The 12,302-nt window shown below is 40.8% G+C and carries 11 protein-coding genes and 1 tRNA gene; 5 read left to right on the forward strand and 7 right to left on the reverse strand.

Annotated elements, in window-relative coordinates:
* Nucleotides 1-153 precede the first annotated feature (153 nt).
* From SYN7509_RS0204740 to SYN7509_RS0204755, 4 genes are all read right to left on the reverse strand, one after another.
* The gene (locus tag SYN7509_RS0204740) at nt 154-1,512 is read right to left on the reverse strand and encodes a CHAT domain-containing protein (RefSeq protein WP_009633124.1); all 1,359 of its coding nucleotides are present in this window, start codon (nt 1,510-1,512) and stop codon (nt 154-156) included.
* A gap of 352 nt (nt 1,513-1,864) precedes the next feature.
* Nucleotides 1,865-1,938, reverse strand: a tRNA-Asp gene (locus SYN7509_RS0204745).
* A gap of 81 nt (nt 1,939-2,019) precedes the next feature.
* The gene (locus tag SYN7509_RS0204750; protein ID WP_009633125.1) at nt 2,020-3,246 is read right to left on the reverse strand and encodes an esterase-like activity of phytase family protein; all 1,227 of its coding nucleotides are present in this window, start codon (nt 3,244-3,246) and stop codon (nt 2,020-2,022) included.
* Between the two features lie 87 nt (nt 3,247-3,333).
* Entirely contained in the window at nt 3,334-4,851 is a 1,518-nt protein-coding gene (locus SYN7509_RS0204755) for a TM0106 family RecB-like putative nuclease (protein ID WP_009633126.1), read from the reverse strand.
* 175 nt (nt 4,852-5,026) lie between these two features.
* Between SYN7509_RS0204755 and SYN7509_RS0204760 the strand changes: the two genes are divergently transcribed.
* The 3 genes from SYN7509_RS0204760 to SYN7509_RS0204770 are packed head-to-tail and all read left to right on the forward strand — an operon-like array spanning nt 5,027 to nt 7,697.
* Nucleotides 5,027-6,202 (forward strand): aminotransferase class V-fold PLP-dependent enzyme, encoded by a 1,176-nt coding sequence (locus tag SYN7509_RS0204760; RefSeq protein ID WP_009633127.1) that lies wholly within the window; start codon nt 5,027-5,029, stop codon nt 6,200-6,202.
* A gap of 2 nt (nt 6,203-6,204) precedes the next feature.
* Complete coding sequence (locus SYN7509_RS0204765; protein WP_009633128.1) at nt 6,205-7,281, forward strand: hypothetical protein; 1,077 nt, start codon at nt 6,205-6,207, stop codon at nt 7,279-7,281.
* Nucleotides 7,282-7,283: 2 nt separating this feature from the next.
* A complete protein-coding gene (locus SYN7509_RS0204770; protein WP_009633129.1) occupies nt 7,284-7,697 on the forward strand; it encodes a secondary thiamine-phosphate synthase enzyme YjbQ in 414 nt (137 codons plus the stop codon).
* Here SYN7509_RS0204770 and queA read toward each other — a convergent pair.
* Complete coding sequence (queA, locus tag SYN7509_RS0204775; protein ID WP_038020811.1) at nt 7,684-8,802, reverse strand: tRNA preQ1(34) S-adenosylmethionine ribosyltransferase-isomerase QueA; 1,119 nt, start codon at nt 8,800-8,802, stop codon at nt 7,684-7,686. The two genes, SYN7509_RS0204770 and queA, sit on opposite strands and share 14 nt — an antisense overlap.
* Nucleotides 8,803-8,945: 143 nt before the next feature.
* On the opposite strand from queA, the gene SYN7509_RS0204780 reads away from it, so the two are divergent.
* Nucleotides 8,946-9,335 (forward strand): hypothetical protein, encoded by a 390-nt coding sequence (locus tag SYN7509_RS0204780; RefSeq protein ID WP_009633131.1) that lies wholly within the window; start codon nt 8,946-8,948, stop codon nt 9,333-9,335.
* Between the two features lie 26 nt (nt 9,336-9,361).
* Here SYN7509_RS0204780 and SYN7509_RS0204785 read toward each other — a convergent pair whose 3' ends face one another.
* Entirely contained in the window at nt 9,362-9,757 is a 396-nt protein-coding gene (locus tag SYN7509_RS0204785; RefSeq protein ID WP_009633132.1) for a YraN family protein, read from the reverse strand.
* A gap of 15 nt (nt 9,758-9,772) precedes the next feature.
* On the opposite strand from SYN7509_RS0204785, the gene SYN7509_RS0204790 reads away from it, so the two are divergent.
* Nucleotides 9,773-10,276, forward strand: a complete 504-nt coding sequence (locus SYN7509_RS0204790; protein WP_009633133.1) for a pentapeptide repeat-containing protein — start codon at nt 9,773-9,775, stop codon at nt 10,274-10,276.
* Nucleotides 10,277-10,327: 51 nt separating this feature from the next.
* Here SYN7509_RS0204790 and dnaG read toward each other — a convergent pair whose 3' ends face one another.
* Nucleotides 10,328-12,253 (reverse strand): DNA primase, encoded by a 1,926-nt coding sequence (dnaG, locus tag SYN7509_RS0204795; RefSeq protein ID WP_009633134.1) that lies wholly within the window; start codon nt 12,251-12,253, stop codon nt 10,328-10,330.
* Nucleotides 12,254-12,302: the final 49 nt, after the last annotated feature.

A 12,302-nucleotide genomic window follows, 5' to 3' on the forward strand; every position in this document is an offset into this window, starting at 1 on the left:
GATTCTTAAGTATGTGATTATACTTAGGTTTCTAAACTGTCAAATTGAGAGCCGGAATTTGGCGTTGCTAAAGACTTAATGATTTAAAGGTACAGTGCGATCGCACTCATATCTACTCAATCCCGTCACACGAAAATTGCACAGATTAAATCGCTACCAAGGACTACCAACAATTGTAAAAGCTGACCAATAATAAGGATGAGCTAAATTTCGTTTTCCCAAATCTGTAAGTTGAGGAGGGAGTTTAATATTACCTCTAACCGTCCGCAACTGACCTTTTTCTAAACGTACTTGTCCTCTAATCATCGCTATTTGCGCCTGTCTTAAAGCTTCGGCTTTAGTTGGCGATGTTCTTAACTGCGGATATAGTTGGGACATTAAGGCTAAAGTCCCTTCATCACTGACAAACCACAAACTAGCTATAGCTGATTTGACCCCCGCACCCACCGCTAACCCCGCAAAACCTAATTCTGCATCGCGATCGCCTATAGCTGTCTCGCAAGCGCTTAATACTAATAATTCTACAGGGATTTTTTGCCAACCTAACTGTCTGATTTGGTTTAGCTGCAACCTTGTATTCCAAAATTGGACGTAGGAATTGCTTGAGGTTCCAGATTGAAAATTAGCGTGGGTTGCTAGATGAAGAACCCGAAAAGGCTGCTGTTGGAGTTGGGATTGCAGATTATTTAGGGTAAATTCTTGATTGAGAAACGATCGGTTTTGGCGGCGATTTTGGGTAACTAACGATAACTCTACCGGAACGGCGGGTAAAGAATTTTGGCTGCTAAATTCTGATGCACCCATAGCTAAAATTGGTGCATTTTTGACACTGGTGAAGGTGGCATTAGTTAATATGAAGGCAGGTATGCGCCCGATACCGTACTTTTCTACTAAAAACCTTTTGCCGTCGTGTAAAGCCGCTAGAGGCATTGTCCGCAAACCAACACCAGCACAAAACATCAGCGTGTTTATTTTCTGGGCTTTTAAGTCGGATTCAATTGGTGCGATTATCCACTGATAAAGCTGCTTAGATACTGGCAAGTAGCGGTTAGTGTTTCTTTGTGAAGGAATAGTAAGAGCATTTCTAAATTCTTGAACTTTAGCTAGTAATGCTCGATTATTAGCTTGTTTGACGCGCCTATGGATTGGTTTTCGTCCTGGAAAAATCACCACTATTTCTAGCTGCTGCTGTCCGGGAAGTAAATAGATTAAGGCGGTTTTTCTGCCTGTAGTTCGGGCTAATCTGTTTAAAGTACCAGAAATAGCGCGATCGCTAATTGTCCGATTGACAAAGTTAGTTTTAAAATAACCTTCGTATTGGTTTTCCCAAGTTGCTTCTATTTGCGGTACTGCTGCTTTTAAGTCATCGCGATTGAGCGCCCTTTCTAAAGCCGAAGTTTTATTTTGAGCCGTAGCAAAACTAGGTATATTCGGTTTTGCAAGTACCCTTTCGTTGATGCCGTAAGGGCAAGCTAAAACTAGCAATAAGCTAATGCTGGTTAATAATTTCATAAATACCTCGTTTAGGCTCAGTATAAAGTGAGGTTGCTAATTGAGAATTAATTGTTGGATTGCTTAAACATTACTATTATCAGTTGTTCCTTGATAGGATAACGTTAGCTTTGTAATGCGAGCGCCCTTGTTGGTTAATTCACTCCTTTAACTTCCGCTTTTATACTGCCCTAAAAGCCATATAAACCAGTCAGGAAGAGGCTTTTGTACAGTAGCGGCGAAGTTTTGTGGCTGCTTGCTGGGTATATTTTTGCCCGTCGCTATCCCATTATTCAATTTTGCCTAGATCACTAAAAAGTTAAGGCTTTTTAGTAACAAATTGTACTGGGCAAAGCTTATAGGCGAAAGTAAACGGGACTGACGGGGCTCGAACCCGCAACTTCCGCCGTGACAGGGCGGTGCTCTAACCAATTGAACTACAGTCCCTTATTTCAGGGCTTTACTATAATTACAGCTTTTTGAGAGTTTGTCAAATAATTGCTCAAAGCTAAAAATTAAGTATCCACTCTAGCGAGAAGATCGCTGGAAAAACTTAGATTTGCGTTTGGCGACTAATCCTGCAACTACAAGTGCTGCTAACCCTGCGGTGGCTTCTGGTTCGGGGACAGGTTCAACACTAAAAGCCAAAACTTGTGTAGACTGACTAGAGCTAAAGTTATTGTCACTAACTACGATCAAAGAGCGTTTCCCGTCAGGTAAATCGGGACCAAAAGTCAGACCTTCAATATTATCTAAAGTTATATTTAACTTATCAAAGTCCAACAAAAGTTCTTTTTTAGCAGGCTTAATATTAGTGATATCAACGGCACTTAAACTATTAATATCTCTGATATTGTCCGCACCTTCCAAAGAAACCTCGTACAATTTAATCGTGTTGCCTGCACCGACAGAAAAAGAACGCTCTAAACTAAGAAAGTGCTTATCATCAATTGCCAGTAAATCTACTAGCCCATTAGTATTAAATCCGCTTGCTGTAATTGGCGGATTAGCAACTTTATCGGTGAAGTAAAGATATTCGGCGGCGGGTTTACCAGTAACGGTATTGTAGCCAACAATCCTTGATGGACTTCCATTACTGACGGTGGCGATCGCACCATCTTGAACTAAAGCATTCTCTGTTGCCGTAAATAAATAATTTTGGCTAGGCGTTATTGTCAAGCTTTCAAAAGCTAAGTTAGTGCGAATACCGCTAGTTTGGGGAGCAGTGGGGAAATATTTGTCATCGACAGGTAAAGCTTTTAATTGCTCTCCGGTTATGGAAAACTCGTTAACAAAAGGATTTGTTAAATTTGTAGCCGTTGCATCACCCTCGGAAGAAATATATAAAATTCCCTTACTTGTTAAAGCAATTCCTTCAGGATCGAGACTTTGAGCGGGAAAATTTTGCCCGTCTTGATTTTTGAGCAAAGTTACATCTGTAAACTTGACTGCTCCTAAAGAGTTTTGCTTAAGTTCGATAGTTAGTGTATAAAATCTTGCCGGGTTGTTTTGACTGCGATCGTCTGAAATACTATAGTAAACATTTTTACTAGCATCGTAAGTAATCCCGGAAAGCCCGCCTAGCAAGGTTTGTTTTACTTGTGTATCACTAGAAAATGTGACTTCACCCAAAAAATCAATGTTTTTGATAGTGGAAGCCATGCTTGGCATCACCGTAAGGGTTGTAGCCGTAATACTGAGTAAACTAAGTATAATCAGTTTAAATAGAGGCAAAACTTGCGTAATATTGCTCATGACAATAGAGGCATCCTAATCTATGGGATTACCTTATCAAAACAAAGATAAGTAGGTATTAAAGCCAGGTTATCAAAGCGTTATTAGTTAAGAATTTTGTAAAAAACTTACAAACCAATCTTTGAGATGGCGAGTAGCGAGACAATCATCTTCGTTGTACTGGACGATCGCATCTAATAAAGTGCGATCGCCTGTTTCTAACCATTTATCGTACCAAAGTATTGATTGCGAACCGTTTGCTTCGAGGTTGCGCCATTCAAAACCCAGCCACCGCGCTAGAGTTTTTAAAGCGTAGCTTTCGGTAGGTAAAACCACTGTATGCGCTACTTGCTCGTAAATGTCGATAAATCTTGCTAGTAACACTGATATTTGCTCGTTTGGGGTGCAATAAAGTTTACCTAATCGCTTGACAGTATCCACTTCGTAGGGGCAAAAATGAAAGATTGGTGCTTGGGGATATTGTTCGACTAAATCAAGAAATTGCTGCCAAACTTTTTCTTCCTCCGCTTGACTTTCAGCCAAAAAAGCATAATATTTTTCTGTGTTAGCAATGCGATCGCAAACTAACACCCCTAACAAGTAATCTAAATTTAAGTCTGGTTGCGCTTCAATATCAAAGTAAAGTTCTATCGGCGCAATCAGAGATTCAGGATTTGGTGGTAAATATTTACTTTGCAACAAATCCCGTAAAACTGTTTGGGAGGTTGGGGTTGGCAAGGTTTGTTGAATTTCGTAAGCGTTACCAAAAGGTAAAATAATTGGGCTGTTAAGTGTTGCCGATTGAGCTTGTAAGACTAATTGCTGGGCGCTTTTGCCTTCAAAACTGGGTAAAATGTCTATTTCGTCGGGATTTGCTTTAGCAAGTGCTTCTAAGGTAACTAAATCGATGGTTTGCAAGTCACTGTAACGACTTGGGGTTACACCCGGTAAAAGGGAAAGATGTTCAGTAGCTTTGGCTTGGGCGTAACATTGAGGAAGCCAGCCGCAAAAGTTGCATTTTTGCCGAGAAATAAATACTTCAGGAATTTCTGACGAATTTAGGGTACTAATGCACTCCTCCAACGATAAGTGCATTTGCGGAATCCATTTACTCAAATTGACTTCGTAAGCATCGGTACGTCGCAGTATGAGCAAAGCTGTGGGAGGATCGAAAGACTGGGCGATCGCCAACATTTCCGCATCATAAGCCGCTACAATTTGATACTCTAACTTAGGACGCTTCCCTAACTGAATATTTGCAGAAATATAAAACCAATCGCCAAATTTGGAATGTCCTGGTTGCTTGATTAATAAATGCGGACGACTTAATAAAGTAATATTTTCCGAGTGAGGCGCTAGTATTACGCCTTTGTAAATACATTCAACGCCTTGTTTCATTAATTCAAGGGTGGCTTTTGTTCCTGCTTCCCAGTCATTTTTAGGATATTCTGGGCGAGAGTAGTTGTATTGCGCTAAGACAAATTTTTGATAAGCAAATTTTTCTTGGATTACTCTATGCAACGCATCACTAATGGGATCTCTTTGGTTAAGATCGCCGTTAGTATCTAAAAAAGCCCTTCGCTTACAGCGTTGGTATTGTAATAGGATTTCAGCATTAAGCAGCATGGCTCTAGACTAACAATAATTTACGGGCATTGTTTAATTGGGCGCAAAATTCTTGTAGAGACGTTGCATTGCCTAATTAGGCGCAAAATTTTTGTAGAGACGTTGCAATGCAACGTCTCTACACCGAAATATATAGTCGCAGCGTTAAAGTTAAAAAAGCTGTTATTTTTATTTTATGAGTATTTCTACTTCCAATTCTCAGCTTGAGTTACATAGACAACAGTTTCCGGCTTTAGCAAATAAGACTTATTTTAATTATGGTGGTCAAGGGCCAATTCCCCAATCAGCAATTGAGGCGACAAATAATGCTCAAGAATACATCCAAACTTACGGGCCATTTTCCACTAAAGTTAATAGCTGGATTGCTCAAGAAGTAGAAGAAACCAGAAAGGCGATCGCACTTGAACTAAACACTACCTCTGATACAATTACTTTAACCGAAGATGTTACAGTGGGCTGCAATATTGCCTTGTGGGGTATTGATTGGCAAAAAGGCGATCGCATTTTACTTACCGACTGCGAACATCCTGGTATTATTGCCACAGTAAGAGAAATTGGGCGCAGATTTGGGGTAAAAATCGATACTTGTCCAATTATGGCAACTTTAAACCAGGGCGATCCTGTACAAGTAATTGAGCAACATTTATTGCCGCGCACTCGCCTTGTAGTATTAAGTCATCTACTTTGGAATACCGGGCAAGTTTTACCTCTTGACAAAATAGTTAAAGTATGCAAGGCAGCTAATGTCAGAATATTAGCAGATGCAGCGCAATCGGTGGGATCTTTGCCTTTAAATTTAACTGAACTAGGTGTAGATTTTTATGCTTTTACGGGTCATAAATGGTGGTGTGGTGCGGCGGGTGTAGGCGGTTTGTACGTGCATCCAGAAGCTAGAGAGAGTTTGCAGCCTACGTTTATCGGTTGGCGGGGTATTTTGATGGATAGTAAAGGCAATCCTACAGGTTGGCAACCAGACGGACGCAGATATGAAGTAGCAACTTCAGCTTACGGACAGTATGCAGGATTAAGGGCTGCGATCGCAACTCATCAGAAATGGGGAAGTGCGGAGGAAAGATATCAGCAAATTTGTGATTTAAGCAAGTATTTGTGGCAAAAATTAACCCAAATCCCAGAAATTAAATGTTTGAAAGCTTCCCCACCAGAAGCGGGACTTGTATCTTTTCAAGTTAGCAACAATCGCCAATTGGTAGAGTTTTTAGAGGCGCAAAACATTATGACGCGGATACTACTAGATCCTGATTGCGTTCGTGCTTGCGTTCATTATCTAACATTGACATCGGAAATAGATCGATTAGTTGCAGGAATTGAGAGTTTTGTTAGCAATATTTAATTATGCCTAGACCAATTTTATATATAGCTATTACCAATCATGGTTTTGGTCATACTACCCGCGCGGCTGCGGTTGCTGCAACTATTCAAAAGCTTTATCCTGATGTATTGCTAATCATCGTTACCACTGCACCCCGTTGGTTATTAGAGTCTTACATTGAAGGAGATTTTATTTATCGTCCCCGTAGCTTTGATATTGGCGTAGTACAAGCGGATAGTTTGACAATGGATAAAGCCGCTACTTTGGAGAAATTGCAAGAAATTAAGGCAAAACAGCGCTCTCTTGTAGCTTCGGAAGTTAACTTTATTCGTCAAAATCGCGTTAGTTTAATTTTGGCTGATATTCCGCCTTTAGCTGCCGTATTTGCGAAAAATGCTGGGATTCCTTGCTGGGGAATGAGTAACTTTAGTTGGAATTTTATTTATCAAGATTGGGGAAAGGAATTTAGAGAGATTGGCGATTGGATGAGTGAATGTTATAGTCAGTGCGATCGCCTATTTCGGCTACCATTTCACGAACCGATGAGCGCCTTTAACAATATTACCGATGTTGGCTTAACGGGCGGTTCTCCTCGCTACCAAATAGACGAATTACGTACAATTTGGCAAATTACCAAACCCATAGAAAAAACAGCTTTACTAACCTTTGGTGGCTTGGGTTTGCAGCAAATCCCCTACGATAATCTTAAAAACTTTCCCGACTGGCAATTTATCAGTTTCGATGCTTCTGCGCCCAATTTACCTAATTTACTTAAAATCTCTGACCGAAAATATCGCCCAGTGGACTTAATGCCAATATGTAGCAGAGTAATTTCTAAGCCTGGTTACAGCACCTTCGCCGAAGCAGTACGTTTAGGTATTTCCATTGTGACTATGACTCGTGAAGATTTTGCGGAAGCTGCTTTGCTGTTAGAAGGAATTACAAACTATTCCCAACATCAAATTCTTACCCCATCAGAGTTTTTTCAGGGAGATTGGGACTTTTTAGTGCGATCGCCACAACTACCACACAAAACTGATTCTATAGCCAAAAATGGAAATGAACAAGTTGCCCAATCCGTTATTAGCTATTTTCAATAATTATGCACCATCAACAATTACTCAGAATTTCCACTAAAGGCAAATCTCTATACAAAATTACATCCAAAATAGAGTCTATAGTTGCCGAATCTGGAGTAAAAACAGGACTATGTACTATATTTCTTCGTCATACTTCCGCAAGCTTGATAATTCAAGAAAATGCTGACCCGGACGTACTTCTAGATTTATCCAACTTTCTCGCCCAATTAGTCCCTGAATCTGCGCCTTACGTCCATAATGCCGAAGGTGCGGACGATATGCCAGCGCATATACGTACCGCTTTAACTCACACTTCCGAGCAAATTCCTATCGCTCAAAATAGATTAGTTTTAGGCACTTGGCAAGGAATTTACATTTGGGAACATCGAGAAAGAAGCCAACAAAGAGAACTTGTAGTTCACATTATGGGCGAGTAATTTTAGCTTCTGGCAATATTAGCATCGCATCGCCAAAGGAATAAAAACGGTACTTTGATGCGATCGCTTCTTTATACAAGTCTAACAATCTCTGTCGTCCAATTAACGCGCTAACTAGCATCAGTAAACTAGAACGGGGTAAGTGAAAGTTAGTAATTAACCCCTCCACCACCCGCCATTGATAGCCAGGATAGATAAACATATCGGTTTTGCCGCAAAAAGGCTCTAATTGCCCCGATGCTGCTGCCGCCCCTTCCAAAGCCCTTACAGCCGTTGTTCCTACAGCAATAATTCGTCCACCTTTAGCTTTGGTAGCGCGGATTTGTTCGACAGTTGCTTGAGAGACATCTATCCATTCGCCGTGCATTTGGTGGGTGGTTACGTCTTGCACTTCTACCGGGCGAAACGTACCTACACCAACGTGTAAGGTTATAAAAGCCGAGTTTATGCCGGAATCTGCTAGTTTTTGGATTAATTCGGGCGTAAAATGTAGTCCGGCGGTGGGAGATGCGATCGCGCCTAAGTTTTGAGCGTACACTGTTTGATATTCGTCATCATCCGCTTGGGAATTTGTAATATAGGGCGGTAATGGCATTTCCCCAAAAGAGTCTATAACCTGCAATAAAGATAAATTATTCGGGACATCAAACTTTAATAAACGTCCTCCTGTAGCTTTATCAATTTCGATTACCGTAGCTGTAAGAGTTTTTTCTTCTTTACCCTCAAATACAATCTGCACTCCTGGATGTAAGCGCTTTCCAGGTTTAACCAAAGCCAACCAAGTATTAAACTCTTTTTCTTCTAACAGCAAAACTTCTATAGCTGCACCGCTAGTTTTGCGCCCGTGAAGCCGTGCGGGAATCACCCGCGTATCGTTCATAACTAGCAAATCTCCTGGTTGTAGGAATGAAGGTAAATCGCTAAAAATGCAGTGCTTGTAAGTATTAGGAGAATCTATAACTAGCAACTTAGCGCTATCTCTGGGAAATGCTGGATTTTGGGCAATTTGTGCTGGGGGAAGTTGGTAATCATAACCAGCCAAAGAAGTATCTAAAAAATTTAGCGATTTTTCTGTATCTAAACTAAGATGAGAATCTTGAGCCATAATTTCAATAAGTATTCCTTTAGACATAAATAGCAAAAAGTTGGGTAGATATACCCAGGTAAAGTAGGCGTTACCCCCTAGTCATAGCGATCGCCGCTTTGTCACAATGGAAGTATAAGATTGACATATTTATAAAAGCAGTAATGGAATACATTTATTATCTTGCTAATGCTACCCTCACCTTGAGGATTGTCGAGCATCTGTATCGCAGACCGCAAATGCCCATTAGCTTTGTTAGTGTAATTCATCAAATTGATGGTTGGGTAGTTAAAATTAAAATGGCATCTCCCCTAGATTCGCGACAGGATGGAGATTTTAGAGCTTTTTTGCATGAATTGGGCATACCCTACGAGCCGCCCATGCGTCTAAACATGGCACTATGGAGTTTAGAAGCCGGACAATCTCCCATTGATGTCATGCGGCGCTATCAAGTAGCAGTGGTTTCCCATGGTAGCCCAGAAATAGAAGAAATTGAAGCCTTCCGAGAGCAATTTGTCCAAGGCTTAGGTTACTGCCCAGAAACGTTAGCGTAGAGACGTAGCATTGCTCTACATTTATTTTAAAAAGCGGCGGGTATGTATTCTTTTAAAGACAAATTGTATTTTAAATCAGGCGCAGTTTTTTCACAATAAACTAGCGCCACATCAAAGCTACAACCATAATCGCCAAACTCTGGATAGGTAGCCAAAAAGTAATTTGCAGCTTTCCAGAGTTTTGCTTGTTTTTGAGGCGTAATTGCCAGCAATCCTCCCGCATCCCAACTTCCAGCACTGCGCGTTTTGACTTCGACAAAGGCTAAAGAATCGCAAGTATTAGCAATTAAGTCTATTTCGCCCCACGGGCAGCGCCAACGACGATGTAAAATTTTCCAACCGTTAGATTGTAACCATTGAGCAATAAAATCTTCTCCTAAAACACCGATATCGGGATAATGAGATGAGCGATCGTTTGCCATTGGTCATAACACAAAATGAATTCTACAACTGTGCTACACAAGCGGATTTTGAGCAGCGTACTATGTTTATTAGCAGTGCTAGTAAGTGTAAGTATTTGGGCTTTCCCAGCTTTTGCTCTTGACTATAACAGAGAAAACTTGCTTGGTCGGGATTTTTCGGGGCAAGTATTAACAGATGCTAGTTTTACCAAAGCCAATTTACGCAATAGCAATCTCAGCCACAGCGATTTGACAGGTGTAAGTTTTTTTGCGGCTAACTTAGAGTCGGCAAATTTAGAAGGCGCAAATCTAACTAATGCCACCTTAGATGCAGCCCGAATTATTAAAACTAATTTAACTAATGCCGTTTTAACGGGGGCTTTTGCTGCTAATGCTAAGTTTGATGGCGCAATTATTGACGGAGCGGATTTTACTGATGTATTGCTTCGCCAAGATGAGCAAGACAAATTATGTAAAGTTGCTCAAGGTACGAATCCCACCACCGGGAAACAAACCCGCGAAACCTTGATGTGTAGATAAATATAGCGTTTTTTTCATCAATTGGTAGGGGCGCAATGCATTGCGCCCCTACTACAATAAATCGGTTAAACAAAATTGGCGCATCAAATCTAACTCTTGTAACCGCTTTTGCTCGGTATATAACGACTGATGACACAATTGTGACTTCTCCGGCTCGTTTATGGGGTCGGTTTGCTCCCACTCTTTCAATAACGAGCGATAACGTTTTTCACATAATACTCTTTCCATACAAGCGGTAGCGGCTTGAATTACTTGCGTACCTCGAAGCAAATCTTGCTGGGTTTTCTCGTCTAGGTGAAATAAAGGAGAAACTTGAGCTATTTCTATAGAAGATTCTAAACAGCGAGTTTGGATACGAGAAACTAAACTTTCTTGCGCTTCTATAAGGTGAATCTCAGATTTTTCATCAACAATTTGCTGCCACAAAAAGCGGTGATGAGACAAACTAAACTGTAAACTTTGCTCTTGTAAGGCGCTACTGACCGCTTGACGATGTTCCGGGCAGTGGAGATAAATTCGCAATAGCAATGCCTCTGCTTGCTCTAATAGACTGCGCTCCGAGGCTTCTGGAAAAGCTTTATCTTTGGGGTTTTGCTTTGGGGTTTTATAAGCAATCGGCTTAGATTGATACTTAGGAGTAATTTGAGCTAACAGATTTTCTGCTCGTAATGGTACAAACCGCGCATCGCCAAGGCTGAGAATTTCCGCGCAATGACTTACATAATAATTGCGAGTATCGCTGTTATCTATTCGTTGGAGTAGCTTTACCATCTCTTTTGCTACGTGCTGAAATTCTGTAGCTTGTTTAAGATTGCGATCGCCTATTAGTTGTAAAATCTGCCAATCTAACCACAATGGCGCGGATTTTAGTAACTTTCTGTACTCCTCGGCGCTAGCAGTATGCAAATATTCGTCAGCGTCTTTCCCGGCGGGTAAATTAAGAATTTTTAACTGTACTTCCCCACGATAAGCAAGGTTAGCAATTTCTCCTATGGCTCTTTCTGATGCTTGTATCCCCGCTACATCTGCATCAAAATTGAGAATTAATTGTTTTGATTCGCTATAACGCATTAGTTGCTTTACTTGCTCTAAACTTAGCGCCGTACCCAGAGACGCGGCTACATTAGTTATTCCCGCCGCGTGCAAAGAAATTGCATCAAAATATCCTTCTACAACTACCGCACAATCAAGCTCGGAAATTGCGGATTTAGCTTTATCTAAGCCAAATAAAGTTTTACCTTTACTAAAAAGCTCCGTTTCTGGGGAGTTTAGATATTTTGGTTGCTCATCTCCTAAACTTCTTCCCCCAAAGCCAATAACTCGCCCTTGTAAATCTAAAATTGGGATAATGACGCGATTTCTAAAGTAGTCATAATAACCATCTCCAGATTGACGCTGACGAAGTAAACCCGCTTGTTGTAATAACTGTACTGGGTAGCGTTTTTGCTCTACTAAATAACGATACAAAGTTTCCCAACTATCCGGGGCATAACCTAAGTTAAATTGTTGGATAGTTTCGGCTCTTAGTTTTCGAGCAAATAAGTAATGTAACGCTGCTTCCCCTTGGGGTTGATATAGAGCGTGTTGATAAAAGCGGCTAGCGATCGCCAAAATCTCATACAATTGCTCTCGTAAAGACAACTGTTGCTGCAATTGCTGGCGTTGCTCAGGTTCTAAAGTTTGTACTGTTACTTGATAGCGCCGCGCTAAATCTAACACTACTTCGCTAAAAGACTGCTTGCCTATTTCCATCAAAAACTTAATCGCATCTCCCCCCGCATTACAGCCAAAGCAGTAATACATTTGCTTCGATTGACTAACACTAAAACTAGGGGTTTTTTCCGTATGGAAAGGACACAAACCTACAAAACCTTTACCACCCTTGCGTAAAACAACGTGTTCGGAAATGACATCGTAAATATCTGCTTTTTGCTTTACCTGCTCTACAGTGTCAGGATGCAAGCGAGGAATTTGCATAATTTTTGATTATAAATAGATTGGGTGTAGAGACGTTACGGTGCAACGT

This window comes from Synechocystis sp. PCC 7509 (genome assembly GCF_000332075.2).
GTDB lineage: Bacteria > Cyanobacteriota > Cyanobacteriia > Cyanobacteriales > Chroococcidiopsidaceae > Aliterella.